This window comes from Frankia sp. CeRuru1, from assembly GCF_977966315.1.
The window spans coordinates 1-16,677 of the sequence record NZ_CDWWEW010000071.1 but is presented as its reverse complement, the minus strand read 5'-3'; the positions used below and the strand labels follow the sequence as shown (position 1 = coordinate 16,677).

Sequence of the window (16,677 nt, the reverse complement as noted above, 5' to 3'; positions counted from 1 at the left end):
CGGACTAACCCCGTAGCGGGCTCGTGGAGGGCTCGTAGGGCTGCTTCCGCTGTACCCGGCTGTCCCCGTCATCCGTATTCCCGACCTGCCTACAGGGAACGGTGGTCCAGGGAAGCCGAGAATGTTCCCGGCCATGGCACACCTCCCGATGAGGGGACTAGAAGGGGTACCCCCGCTTCCGGTGTCGGACTACCCCGTAGGGGTGCGCATCCCTCGCGCTGGAACCGCGGCTGGAGTGCTCCGGAACGGGTGTCGGTCAACGACGCTGAAGGGACCGTTCCTCCTCGGTGCCGGGTTCATGGTCGGCTGGATGTCTGGATGTGCGGCTGGAGGTGCATTGTGATCGGTGCGGCGCGGTCGCCCGATCTTCCCGGCGCGCGGCGGTGGTATCACTGGATCGGTCCGACGAGACGGACTGACCTTCGATAAGCCGGACGAGAAGTGGTCGAGTGGTGATTGCCGTGCTAGCTGATACGCTTTTAACAGTTAGCGCCCGCCTGCTAGCTCGGCTGCCGGCTGGAGTTAGCGCGAGTGCGCGCTCACTCATCACTTGCTATAGCGGCACGCCTGCGCCGGTCGCGGCGCTTGGTCGGTTGGGGGCATGGTTGCGGTATGGAAAAAGGCTCCTCGGTTTCCTGCGGAGCCTTTCACGTACGCGTGGTGTCGGCGGCGTTGCGTCGCGCGACCACCGATCCGGGGTTCGGAGCGTTCCTGTGGGTGGTGCCGCGGACCCCCGTCAGCAGTCGTCGGCTCTCGGCCGGCGATCCGCGGCGGCCGACATCCCTCGGCTGATCGGGGTCAGTCAACCGGGACCTGCGCCGAAGCCCGTGCCGAAGCCCGCGCCGCGGTCTGGGCCGAATCCTGTGGCTCCCAGAGGGAGCTCGGATACGCCCGACGCAGTTCGGGAGCGATGTCGGCGGCGAACCACTCAAGCTGCTCGCGCTGCCAGTCCACCGGCAGTGAGTTGACGCCGATACCGGTGAGCTGCTGGCCGTACAGCTCGGTGAACCGCTGGATCTTGTCGAGTACCTGCTCGGGACTGCCAACGAGCGCCGAGCCGTGTTCGATGAACTCCTCGAGCTCCCAGAAGGGGGAGTTGTTGTGCGTGGCCGCGGGCGTCACCCGCTGGGCGTCCCAGAACGGGCGGTAGGCCTCCAGGGCCTCCTGCGAGGTCTTCCGGATCAGCAGGGCCGGGAAGCCACTGGCGACCAGCGGCTTCCCCGGATGGCCGTAGTGGGCCCATCGTTGCCGGTAGTGGTCGATGAGGTCCCGGTACCGCGCGATGCGGAAGAAACCGTTCGCCGAGTACAGCGGGTCGCCGTGACGCGCCGCGAGCTCCGTCGTCTGCAGACTGGTCGCGCTGCCGTGCCACACCCGGATCTTCGACTGGTACGGGCGCGGCTGGGTCGTCACGTCGACGAGCGGCGTGCGGTACCGCCCCGACCAGGTCACGTCCTCCTCCGACCAGAGCCGGCGCAGCAGCTCGTACTTTTCGGCAAGGACGTCCCATTGTTCCGAGGGGTCGAGCCCGAAGGTGGAGTAGTGCGGAGCGTGGTTGCCCTTCCCGACGACGAGATCGAGCCGTCCGCTGCTGAGATGGTCGAGCAGCGCGTATTCCTCCGCCACCCGGACCGGGTCGTGGATGCTGAGCACGGTCACGCCGGTGAGTAGCCGGACGCGACTGGTGCGGGCGGCCAGCGCGGTCAGCAGGACGGCGGGGGATGAACACAGGAACGGCGCGCCATGCCTCTCGCCGATTTGGTACGCATCGTAGCCAAGCTGCTCCACCAGCTCCGCCTGGGCGAGCACACTGGTCAGTTTGTCGTGCTGACTCATGACAACGCCCGTTTTCGGATCGGGTGAGTTGATGATCAGTGAGAGCGCGACAAACTTCATAGGTTTGACGATATCGATCGATAAGATCGACAACAGCCGAACCGCCGGATTGCCGGCGTCGAATCCCGCCCGCATGCCTCCGTCGGCGGGTCCGGCCGGAACAACCGGCATCGCGGCCTGGCTCCACCCCCGACGCCACGGCTACGGGACGCCGGACCGGGTGGCTACCGAGGGCATCCACGCCTGTTCCGGACGCTAAATGCAAATGCAGCGGCGTCCGGTGAAAGCGGGCGCTCAACAACAATGCGGGGCGCCGGGTAAATGCGGGGGCAGGCCGACAGTGCAGGTGCGTTCCGGCGAATGCAAGTGCGCTCCGCGAATGTGGGAGCCGTCCCGGTGATGCGGGACTCGATCGACGGTGCATCGTCCCATGGCGTTCAATGCCGAGCGCAACGGCGAGTTCAACGCCGAAGACGGCGGGCGGCGTTGGAAAACGCCGCCCGCCGTCCCGGTCCGTGCCGCCAGCCACGACTGTCCGCCACGACATGGCCACTTCCACTGGGCGATGGCATGGGTGAAGCGGGACAGCGCCGTCGCCACGATGACGCTTTGTCGCCGTCGTTCCCACGCCGTGGTTCGTGGCCATGATCAAACGTAGGCGTGACGACCACCGGTCGCTTAATGCAGCGGGCGCATGCAGTCCCGGCAGCGGTCGTTCAGAATCGAGAGGAGCTCGACAGCCTTGAGTGAGGCGTCGCGCACCTTCGCGATGTCCTGCGAGGAGTTCAGCCTGATCAGCGCGGATTCAGCTCCGTCGGAGGCGCCCTCCCGGACCGCCTCGACGATCTCTGCCGCCGGTGTGCCGAACTGGAAGAGCAGAACCTCTTTGTCCTGGTAGGACGGTAGTTCCGTGGGCAGGTGCCCGAGACCGATGCCGGCGAGGTTCCGGCTCAGGATCTGCCGCACGTTGGTACCCAACCGGCCATAGCCGCCGATCTCCCGCAGTGTCCCCATGTTGATCCGGAAGACACCGTTGTTGCCTACTACGGTCGCACGCAGGTCCTCCCACGTCCCCGGCGGGTCGGACGGCACGCCGACCATCTGCGTGTCCGTCATCTCTACCATCCCGACTGGCAACCCAAGTGCTCCACGTATACGCGAACCGACACGCCCAGCTCCTTCCGCTCTCCATAGGAAAGCACTGCGTGCTGCCAGGTCGGCGTCGCCCGGCGTCGCCCGGCGGAAAATAACTGTTATCCATAAGATAACCGACTCTCCGGGTGAGGTCCACCCACGACGGACCTTGTCGGTTTCGAAAAAGTTAATCCTGATGATCGGGATCGCGCGGCGGCCGGGAAGCTGCCAACATGAATGTGAGTCATCTTGTTCATCCGCCGTGACCAGCATCGATAGCGCCGACATCTGTACGTAACACGGCAGGTACCTCGCTGAAACTCTTGTTCGAATGTTCCGATAACATCTCATCTGCACGGGGCGTTTGCTGCCGTCATCTACACCGCTCCGGCGGATCGGGGGATCCCCGTAATCGGGCGATCTTCCTGGCGTACCGTGTGCTCCGGACCACTTCGGCGGCGCGCCCGGAGCTATGTGGGCGGCGCCACGAGGGAAAGTTTCCAGGAAAATTTTAATTAAAGATTTTTCCTTGCGAATATCCTTCGGGGTATCTTTCGGGAGAAGCTTCCAGTCATCCCGACGGAATACCTGTTAACGCCGAAGTTACCGGGGCTTGCAGGGCTGAAATAAACGGCTCCTAGTGTTCTTCGTGTCGCCACCGGACAAACGAAGAACCACTGTTCGGGGGCGAGCCCATGGCCTTCTGTTCTCGATCGACGGCTGGTGATGACAGTGCCCGGTCCCCGTTTTCCCAGCTCATCCACGCCTACGGTCGAGCCGGCCGCGCCGGTCAGGTTTTGCGACACCACCCTGCGCGACGGCGAGCAGGCGCCTGGGGTGGCATTCACCGCAGCCGAGAAACTTGCTATCGCCGCTGCTCTGGACGCCATCGGCGTACACCAGATCGAGGCCGGAATACCTGCCATGGGACCCGCCGAACGGGATGTCCTGCGGGAGATCCTCGCGACGCAGCCTCAGGCCGGCGTGGTGGCGTGGTGCCGGGCCGACCGCCGCGACATCGATGCCGCGGTGTCCTGCGGAATTGTCACTGCGCACCTAACCATTCCCGTCTCCGACCTGCATCTGAAGAGCAAGCTGGGCCGGGACCGGGGATGGGCGCGGCGCCGCATCCGCGATTGCGTCTTCGACGCGGCCGACCGCGGGCTGCGGTTCAGCGTCGGCCTGGAGGACGCCTCCCGCGCGGACGACAACTTCGTCATCGAGCTGGCCGGCGAGCTGCGCGAGTGGGGTGCCACCCGGATCCGCTGGGCCGACACGGTCGGTCTGCTGGACCCGGTCAGCGCCTATACCCGGCTCGGCCGGCTAGTCCAGGCGGTCCCGGGGGAGTGGGAGATCCACGCCCACGACGACTTCGGTCTGGCGACCGCGAACACCCTCGCCGCGGTTCAGGCCGGATTCACCTGGGTTAGCACCACGGTGCTGGGTCTGGGGGAGCGGGCCGGCAACGCCCCGCTGGAGGAGGTGGCGATGGCCCTGCGGCACCTGTTGAAGGTGCCGGTGGACCTGGACACCACCTCGTTCCGCAGGCTCGCGCGGATGGTGGCCCGGGCCGCCTGCCGCCCGCTGCCGGTGGGCAAGGCGGTGGTCGGTGAGTCAGTGTTCGCGCACGAGTCGGGGATCCACGTCCACGGCGTGCTGCGACACCCGTCGACCTACGAGCCGTTCGACCCCGCCGAAGTCGGCGGGCAACGGCGGCTCGCGTTCGGGAAGCACAGCGGCCGGGCCTCGGTGCGTCACGCGCTGGCCCAGTACGGCATCACCGCCGACGACAGCGAGATCGAGCCGCTGCTTGAGCGGGTCCGGGCCACGGCGACCCAGACGAAGCGCGGCCTGCACGGCCGTGACTTCCAGGAACTTCTCGGGCGGGCCGAAGTGCCGGCCCCCCGAGTGGAGGCCCCGCCGTCCTAGGCCTGGTCCGGCAGGGACCGGACCCGGCTGGCAGACGCAACGGGGTCGATCAACAACTAACGGTTGTGCCGATGTCCTGGCCAAACCCGGCCGGCGGCACGACTCCAGCCCAGGGGCCCAGCGGCCCGACCTGCCCGATCGGCGTGGTCGTGGCACCGGTGCCCCCTGTGCTGGGCAACCGTTCCGAGGAGGAACACCGCATGCGCCAGATCGCGTTCTACGGCAAGGGTGGTATCGGAAAGTCCACCACCCAGCAGAACACCATGGCGGCGATGGCCGAGATGGGCAAGAAGGTCATGATCGTTGGCTGCGACCCCAAGGCCGACTCGACCCGGCTCATCCTGCACTCCAAGGCCCAGACCTCCGTCATTCAGCTGGCCGCCGAGAAGGGCTCGGTCGAGGACCTGGAGCTCGACGAGGTCCTGGTCGAGGGCCAGTGGGGCATCAGGTGCGTCGAGTCCGGCGGCCCGGAGCCCGGTGTGGGCTGCGCCGGCCGCGGTGTCATCACCTCCATCAGCTACCTGGAGGAAGCCGGCGCCTACGAGGACCTCGATTTCGTCACCTACGACGTCCTCGGTGACGTCGTCTGCGGCGGGTTCGCGATGCCGATCCGCCAGGGCAAGGCGCAGGAGATCTACATTGTCACCTCCGGCGAGATGATGGCGATGTACGCGGCGAACAACATCGCCCGAGGCATCCTCAAGTACGCGCACTCCGGCGGTGTCCGGCTCGGCGGGCTCATCTGCAACAGCCGTAACACCGACCGCGAGGACGAGCTGATCATTGAGCTCGCCCGCCGGCTCAACACCCAGATGATCCACTTCATCCCGCGTAACAACGTCGTGCAGCACGCCGAGCTGCGCCGGATGACGGTCATCGAGTACGACCCGAAGAACGAGCAGGCCGACCAGTATCGGCAGCTCGCCAAGAAGATCGTCGACAACGACATGAAGACCATCCCGACGCCGATCACCATGGACGAGCTCGAGGAGCTCCTCATCGAGTTCGGGATCATGGAGCAGGAGGACGAGACCATCATCGGCAAGGCCGCCGCTGTCGCCTGACCCTGTCACCTGCTCCGACTCCGTCGAGGATGAGGTCCCGACCATGACGACGACGCCGGCACCTATCAAGGCCGAGACCGAGGCGATGATCGCCGAGGTGCTGTCGAACTACCCCGCGAAGACGGCCAAGTTCCGGGCCAAGCACCTCAAGGCCAACGACCCCGATGGGTCGAAGGAGTGCGAGGTCAAGTCCAACATCAAATCCCGCCCGGGGGTCATGACGATCCGCGGCTGCGCCTACGCCGGTTCCAAGGGCGTGGTGTGGGGCCCGGTCAAGGACATCGTCAACATCAGCCACGGCCCGGTCGGCTGTGGCCAGTACTCCTGGGCCACCCGGCGCAACTACGCCCGCGGCCCCTGGGGTGTGAACAACTTTGCCGCGATGCAGTTCACGACCGACTTCCAGGAGAAGGACATCGTCTTCGGCGGTGACCCGAAGCTAGAGACGGTCTGCGACGAGATCACCGAGCTGTTCCCGCTGGCCAAGGGGATCTCGGTCCAGTCCGAGTGCCCGATTGGTCTGATCGGCGATGACATCGAGGCGGTCTCCCGCAAGGCCTCGAAGAAGCTCGAGCTGCCAGTCGTCCCGGTGCGCTGCGAGGGGTTCCGCGGGGTCAGCCAGTCCCTCGGCCACCACATTGCCAACGACGCGGTCCGCGACCACGTGCTGGGCACCGGCGGGAACACCTTCAAGCAGACGCCGTATGACGTCGCGCTCATCGGCGACTACAACATCGGCGGCGACGCCTGGGCCTCCCGGAAGATCCTGGAGGAGATGGGCCTGCGGGTCATCGCCCAGTGGTCCGGTGACGGCACGATCAACGAGATGGCCTCGACGCACCTGTCGAAGCTGAACCTGATCCACTGCTACCGGTCGATGAACTACATCTGCACAACCATGGAGGAGCGCTACGGCACTCCGTGGACCGAGTTCAACTTCTTCGGTCCCACCAAGATCGTCGATTCGATGCGGAAGATCGCGGCTTTCTTCGACGACGAGATCAAGCAGAAGACCGAGGCGGCGATCGCCCGCTACCAGGTCCGATTCGACGAGATCACGAACGCCTTCCGGCCGCGCCTGGAAGGCAAGCGGGTCATGCTCGCGGTCGGCGGACTACGGCCCCGGCACACCATCGGTGCCTACGAGGACCTCGGCATGGAGGTCGTCGGCACCGGCTACGAGTTCGCGCACAAGGACGACTACACCCGCACCTACCCCGCTCTCGCGGAGGGCGTGGTCCTCTACGACGACCCGACGGCCTTCGAGCTGGAGGAGTTCGCCAAGCGGCTCAAGCCGGACCTGATGGGCGCGGGCGTCAAGGAGAAGTACGTCTTCCACAAGATGGGCGTCCCGTTCCGCCAGATGCACTCCTGGGACTACTCCGGGCCATACCACGGCGTGGACGGCTTCGCGGTCTTCGCCCGTGACATGGACATTGCGATCAACAGCCCGACCTGGGACCTCCTGGAGACCCCCTGGTCGAAGGCCGGAGAGGTGTTCTGACCGGCCGGTCCGGCTCCCGCCGGCGGCAGCCGGCAGTCATCAGCCACGGTAGAAGGGAGGATGTCCGGTGACGACGACTCCGGAAACAAACAGTTCCGTCCCGCTGCGGGTCCTCGACCACAGCGAGCTGTTCAAGGACGAGGTCTACCAGGAGCAGTTCGAGGGCAAGCGCGAGTTCGAGAACGGCAGCGACGCCGCCGAGGTCGCCCGGGTCCTGGAGTGGACCCGCGGCTGGGAGTACCGGGAGAAGAACTTCGCCCGGGAGGCGCTGACCGTCAACCCGGCCAAGGCGTGCCAGCCGCTCGGCGCGGTCCTGGCGGGCCTCGGCTTCGAGGGCACCATGCCCCTGGTGCACGGCTCGCAGGGCTGCGTCGCCTACTTCCGCAGCCACTTCGCCCGGCACTTCAAGGAGCCCGTCCCGGCGGCATCCTCGTCGATGACCGAAGACGCCGCCGTCTTCGGCGGGCTGAACAACCTGGTCGAGGCGCTCGAGAACGCGACCACCCTGTACAAGCCCAAGATGGTCGCGGTCAGCACCACCTGCATGGCCGAGGTGATCGGGGAGGACCTGTTCGCCTACATCGGCGCGGCGCGGGACAGGGGCGCGATCTCCGCCGACTACCCGGTGCCGTACGCGCACACGCCGAGCTTCGTGGGCTCACACCTCACCGGCTACGACAGCATGCTCAAGGGCATCCTGGACCTCCTGGGCAAGACGGCGGACGCCGACAAGGTCGAGTCCCCCGGGAAGCCCCGGCTGAACATCGTGCCCGGCTTCGAGACCTACGTCGGCAACCACCGCGAGTACCGCCGCATCCTCGAGCTGATGGGTGTCGACCCCCTGATCCTGGGCGACCACAGCAGCTCCCTGGACTCGCCGGCGACGGGTGAGTACGAGCTCTACCCAGGTGGTACCCCGCTCGCCGAGGCCGCCACGGCTCGGTTCAGTCGCGCTACCGTGATGCTTCAGGAGACCACCACCCGCAAGACGATGGAGTTCGTCCGGGACGGGTGGAAGCAGGAGACGGTGGTGCTCGAGACCCCCATCGGGGTGAAGAACACCGACCGCTTCCTGACCGAGGTGGCCCGCCTGGCGGAGGTCGAGATCCCGGCCGAGCTCACCGCCGAGCGTGGCCGCCTGGTGGACGCGCTCACCGACTCGCATGCCTATCTGCACGGCAAGCGGGTCGCCATCGCGGGTGACCCTGACCTCGTCATCGCGATGACCGGCTTCGCCCTCGAACTCGGGATGATCCCGGTCCACCTGCTGAGCACGAACGCCGACAACTCCTTCGCGCCCAGGCTGGAGAAGGTCCTCTCGACCAGCAAGTTCGGCGAGGCGGCGACCGTCTGGCCGGGCAAGGACCTCTGGCACCTGCGGTCGCTGGTCTTTACCGAGCCGGTCGACCTGCTCGTCGGGAGCTCGTACCTGAAGTACATCTCCCGGGAGGCGAACGTGCCGCTGGTCCGGGTCGGTTTTCCGATCTTCGATCGGCACCACCTGCACCGCTTCCCGATCGTCGGCTACACCGGCGGTCTGCACCTGCTCACCCAGCTCGTCAACACGGTGCTCGACGAGCTGGACCGCACCAGCCCCGACCACAGCTTCGACGTCGTCCGCTGAGCGTCCGACCGGGCACAGCTGTGGTCGGTCCGGCCCCCGGCCGGATCTGAACGTGGTCGGCCGGCCGCGCCCACCGCGCTCCCTGCGACCGGCCGACCACCCCGCCGTGGGGTCGATCGATCACCTCCCGGATCGATCGACCCCTCGCCCCCGTCCCACCTCTTTCAAGAACCGTGCCCGTAGAACCGCGTCCTTCCGAGGATGGCCCATGGCAGCCACAGAACGCGTCGCGCTGTTCACCGAACCGGCCTGTAACCACAACAACGCCAAGACCACCAAGGCCCGCAAGGCGGGTTGTCCCAAACCCAAGCCCGGGGGCACTTCCGGAGGTTGCGCCTTCGACGGAGCCATGATCACCCTCGTCCCGATCGCCGACTGCGCTCACGTGGTCCACGGCCCGATCGGCTGCGCGGGCAACTCGTGGGACGGCCGGGGCAGCCTGTCGTCCGGGCCGGTGCTCTACCGGCACGGCTTCACCACCGACATGGCCGAGAACGACGTGGTGCTCGGGGGGGAACAGCGCCTGTTCGACACCATCCTGGAGGTCGTCGAGCGGCACTCGCCGCCAGCGGTCTTCGTCTATTCGACCTGCGTCACCGCGATGATCGGAGACGATCTTGACGCGGTGTGCGCGGCGGCGGCCGCCGAGTCCGGGGTGCCGGTGATCCCGATCCACTCGCCCGGGTTCGTCGGCAGCAAGAACCTCGGCAACCGGCTCGCCGGCCAGGCCCTGCTCGACCACGTGATCGGCACCGTCGAGCCGGAGCTCACCACCGACCGGGACGTCAACCTGATCGGTGAGTACAACATCGCCGGGGAGTTGTGGGACGTCCTGCCGCTGCTGTCCCGGCTGGGCCTCCGGGTGCAGGCGTGCATCAGCGGTGATGCCCGCTACCGTGACGTCGCCGCGGCCCATCGGGCCAGGGCGACGATGGTGGTCTGCTCGCGCGCGCTGCTCGGACTCGCCCGTGGCCTGCAGGAACGTTACGGGATCCCGTGGTTCGAGGGCAGCTTCTACGGCACCCGGGCGATGGGCGACACCCTGCGCGGCTTCGCCCGCCTGCTCGAGGACGACGAGCTCTCCCGCCGCACGGAGGAGCTCATCGCTGTCGAGGAGGCGGCCGTCGCCGTCGCACTTGAGCCGTACCGGCGCAGGCTCGCCGGGCGCAAGGCGGTGCTCTACACCGGCGGGGTCAAGAGCTGGTCGATCGTGTCCGCGCTGCAGGACCTCGGCATCGAGGTGGTCGGCAGCGGCATCACCAAGAGCTCCGACGGCGACGTGGACAAGATCCGCGAGCTGCTCGGCGACGCAAAGATGATCAAAGAGGGCAGTCCGCGCGAGCTGCTGCGGGTCGCCGAGCAGACCGGGGCGGACATCCTCGTCGCCGGCGGCCGCAACCAGTACACCGCGCTGAAGGGCCGGCTGCCGTTCCTCGATATCAACCAGGAGCGGCACATCCCCTACGCCGGCTACACCGGGATGGTCGAGCTCGCCCGGCGCCTCGACCTGGCGATCGCGAGCCCGGTCTGGGAGCAGGTCAGCCGGCCCGCTCCCTGGGACCTGGTTGGAGCCCGCTGATGGCCGAGGTCGTGACCGGAGAGCGGCAGGCGGCGATTGACCCGCTCAAGCACAGCCAGCCGCTCGGGGGTGCGCTGGTCTTCCTGGGCCTCGCCGGCTCGCTGCCGATCATGCATGGTGCGCAGGGGTGCGCGTCGTTCGCCAAGGCCCTGCTCACCCGGCATTTCAACGAGCCGATCCCGCTGCAGACCACCGCGATCACCGAGGTGACCGCGGTCCTCGGCAGTGGTGAGGCGATGGTGGAGACGCTCGATGCCATCCGGAAGAAGCAGCGGCCGGAGATCATCGGCCTGCTCACCACAGGAGTCACCGAGGTCAGCGGCGAAGATGTCGGCGGCCAGCTGCGCAAGTACCTCTCGGCCTGGGACGAGACCGACTCGAGCGGGCCGGAGGCGGGGGCGAACGACTCTGCCCCCGGCGGGGCCCCGCTGATCGTCGGGGTCTCCACTCCGGACTTCATCGGTGGGCTGTCCGACGGCTGGTCGGCCGCGTTGGAGGCGCTGGTCCGAGCGGTGGTGCCGGCAGAGTATTCCGAAACGGAGCCTTCCGGAGCGGATTATTCTACCGGGCGCACCGCCTTCATCGCGGCCAGCGCTCCCGTAACGCATCTCACTACCGCTGGGTCCGCCGAGGCTGCTGGGTCCGCCAGGTCCCTGGGGTCCGCCGCCCGGCGGGTGGCGGCGGCGGACGATGGCGATCTGGATCCGCGCCAGCTCGCGGTCCTGGTCGGCCCATCCCTGACGGCGGCCGACCTCGACGAGCTCGGTGAGCTGATTCGCGCGTTCGGGCTCAACCCGGTACTCGTCCCCGACCTGTCCGGATCGGTGGACGGGCACCTGGCCCCCGCCTGGCAGCCCACGACGACCGGCGGCACCGGGCTCGCGCGGCTGCGGGCGCTCGGTCGGTCGCGGGCCGTGCTCGTCGCGGGTGCGACCGCGGCGGCGGCCGGTGACCTGCTCGCCGCCCGGACCGGCGCCCGGATCCTCCGCCACCGTCATCTCAGCGGGCTGACGGAGGTGGACGCCCTGGTCACCGAGCTGATCGAACTCACCGGAGCGTCCGCGCCGACCCGGGTCCGGCAGGCCCGGGCCCGGCTCGCCGACGGTCTGCTCGATACGCACTTCGTCCTCGGTGGCGCCCGGGTCGCGCTGGCAATGGAGCCGGAGACCCTGGTCGCCGTCGGTTCCCTGCTGCACGACGTCGGGGCCGAGGTCGTGGCGGCGGTGTCCCCGACCGCCGCGCCGGTCCTCGCGGACGCGCCCTGGGACGAGGTCGTCGTCGGCGATCTGACCGACCTTGCCGAACGGGCCCGGGCGGGCGGTGCGCACCTCGTCCTCGGTTCCAGCCATGCCCGCGAGGTCGCCGACCGGATCGGTGCCGCGCACCTGCCCGTCGGCTTCCCGATCTTCGATCGGCTCGGCGCGGCGCTGGCCGGTACCGCCGGGTACGCCGGAAGCCTGCGCCTGCTCATCGAAGCCGCGAATCGTCTACTCGATCACGAGCACGTGCACCGCCGTCCCGGGCGGAGGTTCTCCGTGCCCGGCGCGGATGGGCAGCCCGCCCACCGGGCCGAGATCCCCACCCAGCCCGGCTCCGCGGGTGAACCCGATCAACTCGACAACCTGTTCCAGGAGTCTCCGTGTTGAAGATCGCCTTCGCGACCAGCGACGGCACCGCTGTGGATCAGCATTTCGGGTGGTGCCAACGGTTCGACGTGTACGAGGTCGGCCCCGAGGGATCCAGGTTCCTGGAGACCCGCGCGCTCGACGCGGCGCCGACGGACGAACAGGACAAGATCGAATCTAGGCTCGCCGCGGTCTCGGACTGCGCGATCCTCAACATCAGTGACATCGGCGGGACGGCCGCGGCGAAGGTGGTGAAGGCCCGGATTCACCCGGTGAAGGTGGTCAAGGGCACCGCCATCCCCGAGCTGCTCCGCCGCTACACCTCGACGCTGGCCGGCAATCCGCCGCCCTGGCTGCGCAAGGTGCTGCGGTCCCACGAGCCGCAGCCGGCGGCGACCTGGACCCGCGGCGGTGCCACGGCCCTGAAGCCCAAGGGGGACGCGGCATGACCGCGAAGACCGGTTTCCTCGGCGACCTGGTCGACCAGCTGCGCGCCGGGGACACCTACGGCCAACTGGAACGGTTCTCCGACGAGGACCTGCTCCGCCCGTTCATCGTCACTCGGGAGCAGCGCCGCGAGATCGCGGTGAACTGCGACATCGACGCCGCCGTAGAGGGCCGGGTGCGCTCCTTTTACCAGGCGGTCGCGGCGGCCACCGAGAAGGCGACCGGGGCGTTCACCACCACCGTGCTCGACCTCAGTCACGAGGGGTTCGGGCGCGTGATCATTTGCGCCGGGCGGCTCGTCGTCCTCTCCGACGCGCTGCGGGACGTGCAGCGGTTCGGCTTCGGCTCCATGGACGAGCTCTCCGCCCGGGGCGAGTCGCTGGTGACCGGTGCGACCAAGCAGATCGAACGATGGAACGAGGTGGCCCGCGATGACTCCTGACGCCCAAGCCGCCGACACCCCGGCCGGGGGCGCCCCGGCCGACACCGAGCTGCGGCTGCGCAAGCTTCGTAGCCGGGCCTCCCAGCTCAAGCTCGACCTGCACGACCTCGCCGAGGACCTCCCGATCGGCTGGGAGGGCCTGCTCGACGTCGCCCGCCGGACCTACGACGCCTATGCGGAGATCGCCCTCCTCGAGGGCCTGCTCGAGAAGGAGACATCGCGATGAGCGTGAGCACGGCCGCCGGCCAGCTGGCGGACTTCCGCCGCTGTTCCACCGCCGAGGAGTACTTCACCCTGCTAGACGTCGACTACGACCCGCGGGTCCTGGCCGTCAACCGGCTGCACATCCTCCGGTACTTCGCCAACCAGCTGGTCGAGCTGCACAACACCCGGACCGAGGTCGGGAACCCGGTGGAGCTGCTGCGGGAGTACCGCGACGCGCTTGTCCGCTCTTACCAGGCCTTCACCACCGCCTCCGCCCTGGACCATCGCCTGTTCAAGGTGCTGCAGGACCGCGCGCCGCAGGAGTCGTTCGTGCCCGCGTCGTCGATCACCGTCGAGCGGCTGGCCCCGACGGTGCCCCAGCCGTCGGCGCCGTCCGACCCGGTGGAGCCGTCCCAGTCCGCCTGGCCGCACCACGCCGCCGCGTCCGCCGACTACTTGGGTGGAACCCGATGAACAGTACCTACGACGTCGGCGACATCGTGGTCGCCGTCAAGGCATTGCGTAACGACGGCACGTACCCGGACCCGGCGATCGCTGTCGGTGAGATCCTCGTCGAGGCCGGCACCCGTGGCCAGGTCATCAACGTCGGCCTCTACCTGCAGGAACATATCGTGTACGCGGTGGCGTTCGACCACGGCCGCATCGTCGGCGCGCTGGAACGTGAGCTCGTCTCCCCCGAGCAGTGGCAGCAGGCGGCGGCTGTCGCCGCCGGCACCGCCGCACCCGCCGCGGCGACCACCGCGACCACCTCTGCGACCGCTCCGGCGACCGGCACGGCGACCGCCCGGGGGAAGGAAGGGCGGTCGTGAAGGCAACCCCCGTCAGCCTGCCGGTGCTGCCCACCGACCTGGCAGGCGAGATCCCCCGGCAGGCCACCGGGCTGGCACCCGACACCGCCGCCGGCTGCGCGAGCAAGTCCAGCTGTGGCACCAGCGCTCCGGTGCGGGATCCGGAGATTGCGGAGAAGATCGCCAACCATCCCTGTTACAGCGCCGAGGCCCACCAGTACTACGCCCGGATGCACGTGGCGGTCGCCCCGGGTTGCAACATCCAGTGCAACTACTGCAACCGCAAGTTCGACTGCGCCAACGAGAGCCGTCCCGGCGTCACCAGCACCCTGCTGTCCCCCGAGGATGCCCTCGCCAAGGTCAAGCTGGTGGCCAGCGAGATCAAGCAGATGAGCGTGCTGGGGATCGCCGGTCCCGGCGACCCACTGGCGAACCCGAAGCCGACCTTCCGGACGATGGAACTGGTGGCCCGGGACTGCCCGGACATCAAGCTCTGCCTGTCCACCAACGGGCTGACCCTGCCGGACCACGTCGACCGCATCGCCGAGCTGAACGTCGACCACGTCACCATCACGATTAACATGATCGACCCCGAGGCCGGGGAGCGGATCTACCCGTGGATCGCCTTCCGCGGCAAGCGGTACACCGGCCGGGAGGCGTCCCGGATCCTCTCCGAGCGCCAGCTCGAGGGCCTGGCGATGCTCACCGAGCGGAAGATCCTCTGCAAGGTCAACTCGGTGATGATCCCCGGGGTCAACGATGACCACCTCGTCGAGGTCTCCCGGAAGGTCAAGGAGCTCGGTGCCTTCCTGCACAACGTGATGCCGCTGGTGTCGGCGCCCGAGCACGGCACCCACTTCGGCCTGACCGGGCAGCGCGGCCCCACCCCGCAGGAGCTCAAGGCGCTGCAGGACCGCTGCGAGCAGGACGACGGCGCCGAGATGAACATGATGCGGCACTGCCGGCAGTGCCGCGCCGACGCCGTCGGCCTGCTCGGTGAGGACCGGGGTGAGGAGTTCACCCCCGAGGCGTTCCGTGGCCGTGAGATCGACTACGACCTCGAAGGCCGCCGGCAGACGCACAGCGAGATCGAACGGTGGCGCTCCGAGGTTGCTGCCACCCGGGGAGCGCTGAACATCTCGACCGGCGCGGTCATTCCCTCCGGCCCGGGCGCATCCCCCGATGAGGGCACCCCGGCCGAGGCCCGCCCGGGGAACGCCCGCCCGGAGGACGTCGTGCTCGTCGCTGTCGCGACCAAGGGCAGCGGCGTGGTGAACCAGCACTTCGGTCACGCGACCGAGTTCTGGATCTACGAGGGGGGTCCGGGCTGGGCCCGGCTCGTGCAGACCCGCGACGTGGACCGCTACTGCAACGGCCCGTCGGACTGCGACGAGGACGCCTCCAAGCTCGACAAGACGGTCGCGATGCTGTCCGACTGCGCAGCGGTGTTGTGCAGCAAGATCGGCCTCGGGCCGCGCGAGGCGCTCGAGAACGCCGGGATCGAACCGGTGGAGCTCTACGACCTGATCGAGAAGGCGGTGGCCGAGGTCGGCTCCCGCCTTGTTGCACATCGTGCCGAAGCGGAGGTTGCCGTCCGATGAGCGCCACCACCCCCACCGTCGAACTGACCGACCGGGCCGTGAAGCAGGTCCGTCACCTGCTCGCCTCGACTCCCGGCACGAGCGGGTTCAGCCTGCGGATCGGCGTCGACCCCGGTGGCTGCGCCGGCTTCATCTACAACCTGGCGCTCGTCCCCGGCGCCGAGGCCGAGGACGTCGTCGTCGGCCAGGACGGCTTCGACGTCGTCGTCCACTCGTCGATGGTTCACCTGCTGCGCGGGCTGCGCGTGGACTACACCGAGACGCTGACCTCCTCCGGGTTCACCTTCCATAACCCGAACGCGACCAGCTCCTGCGGCTGCGGGACGTCCTTCGGTGCCTCGGACTCCACCGAGCGCACCGCCGCGGACGCCCGCCTGCGCGAGCAGGTCGAAGAGATCATGGAGGAGATCCGGCCCTTCCTGCGGGGAGACGGCGGGGACGCCGAGGTCATCGCGACCCTCGCCGGCAACGGCGAGCCCGGGACGGCGGAGGTGCACCTGCGCCTTACCGGAGCCTGCGGCGGGTGCTCCAGCGCCACCGCGACCCTGACCGGCGTCATCGAGAGCCGGTTGAAGGAGGCCCTGCCCGAGATCGGCCGGGTCGCGCTGGTGTCCTGACAGCGCACTACTTGATCACCTGTTCGGCCTAACCCGGGGAGCGCCCGATGGTCACCGCCCGATTCCGTTCCCACCCGCGTCTGCTGGGGTCCATCTGCGCTGGGCCGCCGGCACCGTACCCATCCCGTCGGCAGGCGCCGTCCGTCTTCGACCCGAATCGACGGTACGAGCGGCAGTTGGGTATCCCGGGCTTCGGAGTGTCCGCTCAGCGGCGGCTCAGCGGCGCGACCGTCCTGGTGGCGGGGGTAGGCGGGGTCGGCGG

16 protein-coding genes and 1 pseudogene are annotated in these 16,677 nt (G+C 68.3%); 15 read left to right on the top strand and 2 right to left on the bottom strand.

The genetic code is table 11. The features are described from left to right. Window positions 1–798: 798 nt before the first annotated feature. Complete coding sequence (locus tag AC08OP_RS07880; protein ID WP_476613575.1) at window positions 799–1,896, bottom strand: LLM class flavin-dependent oxidoreductase; 1,098 nt, start codon at window positions 1,894–1,896, stop codon at window positions 799–801. A 370-nt stretch (window positions 1,897–2,266) separates the two neighbouring features. Here AC08OP_RS07880 and AC08OP_RS07875 point away from each other — a divergent pair, with 370 nt between their 5' ends. After that, window positions 2,267–2,494, top strand: a complete 228-nt coding sequence (locus tag AC08OP_RS07875) for a hypothetical protein (RefSeq protein ID WP_476613574.1) — start codon at window positions 2,267–2,269, stop codon at window positions 2,492–2,494. A 20-nt stretch (window positions 2,495–2,514) separates the two neighbouring features. Here AC08OP_RS07875 and AC08OP_RS07870 read toward each other — a convergent pair whose 3' ends face one another. Beyond that, the gene (locus AC08OP_RS07870) at window positions 2,515–2,952 is read right to left on the bottom strand and encodes a hypothetical protein (protein ID WP_476593150.1); all 438 of its coding nucleotides are present in this window, start codon (window positions 2,950–2,952) and stop codon (window positions 2,515–2,517) included. Between the two features lie 744 nt (window positions 2,953–3,696). Here AC08OP_RS07870 and nifV point away from each other — a divergent pair. The 14 genes and pseudogenes from nifV to AC08OP_RS07800 form a co-directional block, all read left to right on the top strand. Next, window positions 3,697–4,899, top strand: a complete 1,203-nt coding sequence (nifV, locus tag AC08OP_RS07865; RefSeq protein WP_476613573.1) for a homocitrate synthase — start codon at window positions 3,697–3,699, stop codon at window positions 4,897–4,899. A 200-nt stretch (window positions 4,900–5,099) separates the two neighbouring features. Then, window positions 5,100–5,963 carry a nitrogenase iron protein gene (gene nifH / locus AC08OP_RS07860; protein ID WP_476613576.1) on the top strand — a complete coding sequence of 288 codons (864 nt, stop codon included), beginning with the start codon at window positions 5,100–5,102 and terminating at the stop codon, window positions 5,961–5,963. Window positions 5,964–6,006: 43 nt separating this feature from the next. After that, window positions 6,007–7,467: a nitrogenase molybdenum-iron protein alpha chain gene (gene nifD / locus AC08OP_RS07855; RefSeq protein ID WP_462186746.1), complete on the top strand. Its 1,461-nt coding sequence runs from the start codon at window positions 6,007–6,009 to the stop codon at window positions 7,465–7,467. 67 nt (window positions 7,468–7,534) lie between these two features. Further along, the gene (gene nifK / locus AC08OP_RS07850; RefSeq protein ID WP_476613572.1) at window positions 7,535–9,091 is read left to right on the top strand and encodes a nitrogenase molybdenum-iron protein subunit beta; all 1,557 of its coding nucleotides are present in this window, start codon (window positions 7,535–7,537) and stop codon (window positions 9,089–9,091) included. A 208-nt stretch (window positions 9,092–9,299) separates the two neighbouring features. After that, entirely contained in the window at window positions 9,300–10,670 is a 1,371-nt protein-coding gene (gene nifE, locus AC08OP_RS07845; RefSeq protein ID WP_476613571.1) for a nitrogenase iron-molybdenum cofactor biosynthesis protein NifE, read from the top strand. Next, window positions 10,670–12,316 carry a nitrogenase component 1 gene (locus tag AC08OP_RS07840; RefSeq protein ID WP_476613570.1) on the top strand — a complete coding sequence of 549 codons (1,647 nt, stop codon included), beginning with the start codon at window positions 10,670–10,672 and terminating at the stop codon, window positions 12,314–12,316. The genes nifE and AC08OP_RS07840 overlap by 1 nt, the downstream gene beginning before the upstream one ends. Beyond that, complete coding sequence (nifX, locus tag AC08OP_RS07835) at window positions 12,310–12,744, top strand: nitrogen fixation protein NifX (protein WP_462202828.1); 435 nt, start codon at window positions 12,310–12,312, stop codon at window positions 12,742–12,744. The genes AC08OP_RS07840 and nifX overlap by 7 nt, the downstream gene beginning before the upstream one ends. Then, window positions 12,741–13,184 (top strand): NifX-associated nitrogen fixation protein, encoded by a 444-nt coding sequence (locus tag AC08OP_RS07830; RefSeq protein ID WP_011438836.1) that lies wholly within the window; start codon window positions 12,741–12,743, stop codon window positions 13,182–13,184. The genes nifX and AC08OP_RS07830 overlap by 4 nt, the downstream gene beginning before the upstream one ends. Next, a complete protein-coding gene (locus AC08OP_RS07825; protein WP_462186740.1) occupies window positions 13,174–13,410 on the top strand; it encodes a CCE_0567 family metalloprotein in 237 nt (78 codons plus the stop codon). The genes AC08OP_RS07830 and AC08OP_RS07825 overlap by 11 nt, the downstream gene beginning before the upstream one ends. Beyond that, window positions 13,407–13,862: a nitrogenase-stabilizing/protective protein NifW gene (gene nifW / locus AC08OP_RS07820; protein WP_476613569.1), complete on the top strand. Its 456-nt coding sequence runs from the start codon at window positions 13,407–13,409 to the stop codon at window positions 13,860–13,862. The genes AC08OP_RS07825 and nifW overlap by 4 nt, the downstream gene beginning before the upstream one ends. Beyond that, window positions 13,859–14,218 (top strand): nitrogen fixation protein NifZ, encoded by a 360-nt coding sequence (locus AC08OP_RS07815; protein ID WP_476613568.1) that lies wholly within the window; start codon window positions 13,859–13,861, stop codon window positions 14,216–14,218. The genes nifW and AC08OP_RS07815 overlap by 4 nt, the downstream gene beginning before the upstream one ends. Further along, entirely contained in the window at window positions 14,215–15,798 is a 1,584-nt protein-coding gene (nifB, locus tag AC08OP_RS07810) for a nitrogenase cofactor biosynthesis protein NifB (RefSeq protein WP_476613567.1), read from the top strand. Before AC08OP_RS07815 ends, nifB begins: the two co-directional genes overlap by 4 nt. Beyond that, window positions 15,795–16,415, top strand: coding sequence for an iron-sulfur cluster assembly accessory protein (locus tag AC08OP_RS07805; RefSeq protein WP_462202825.1), 621 nt, complete (start codon window positions 15,795–15,797; stop codon window positions 16,413–16,415). The genes nifB and AC08OP_RS07805 overlap by 4 nt, the downstream gene beginning before the upstream one ends. 47 nt (window positions 16,416–16,462) lie before the next feature. Then, window positions 16,463–16,677, top strand: a pseudogene (locus AC08OP_RS07800) (HesA/MoeB/ThiF family protein); the annotation flags it as partial.

Coding starts and splice junctions, on each gene's coding strand:
- AC08OP_RS07880 (WP_476613575.1), bottom strand. CDS start 1,896: ATGAAGTTTGTCGCGCTCTCACTGATCATCAACTCACCCGATCCGAAA.
- AC08OP_RS07875 (WP_476613574.1), top strand. CDS start 2,267: ATGGCGTTCAATGCCGAGCGCAACGGCGAGTTCAACGCCGAAGACGGC.
- AC08OP_RS07870 (WP_476593150.1), bottom strand. CDS start 2,952: ATGACGGACACGCAGATGGTCGGCGTGCCGTCCGACCCGCCGGGGACG.
- nifV (WP_476613573.1), top strand. CDS start 3,697: ATGACAGTGCCCGGTCCCCGTTTTCCCAGCTCATCCACGCCTACGGTC.
- nifH (WP_476613576.1), top strand. CDS start 5,100: ATGCGCCAGATCGCGTTCTACGGCAAGGGTGGTATCGGAAAGTCCACC.
- nifD (WP_462186746.1), top strand. CDS start 6,007: ATGACGACGACGCCGGCACCTATCAAGGCCGAGACCGAGGCGATGATC.
- nifE (WP_476613571.1), top strand. CDS start 9,300: ATGGCAGCCACAGAACGCGTCGCGCTGTTCACCGAACCGGCCTGTAAC.
- AC08OP_RS07840 (WP_476613570.1), top strand. CDS start 10,670: ATGGCCGAGGTCGTGACCGGAGAGCGGCAGGCGGCGATTGACCCGCTC.
- AC08OP_RS07830 (WP_011438836.1), top strand. CDS start 12,741: ATGACCGCGAAGACCGGTTTCCTCGGCGACCTGGTCGACCAGCTGCGC.
- AC08OP_RS07825 (WP_462186740.1), top strand. CDS start 13,174: ATGACTCCTGACGCCCAAGCCGCCGACACCCCGGCCGGGGGCGCCCCG.
- nifW (WP_476613569.1), top strand. CDS start 13,407: ATGAGCGTGAGCACGGCCGCCGGCCAGCTGGCGGACTTCCGCCGCTGT.
- AC08OP_RS07815 (WP_476613568.1), top strand. CDS start 13,859: ATGAACAGTACCTACGACGTCGGCGACATCGTGGTCGCCGTCAAGGCA.
- AC08OP_RS07805 (WP_462202825.1), top strand. CDS start 15,795: ATGAGCGCCACCACCCCCACCGTCGAACTGACCGACCGGGCCGTGAAG.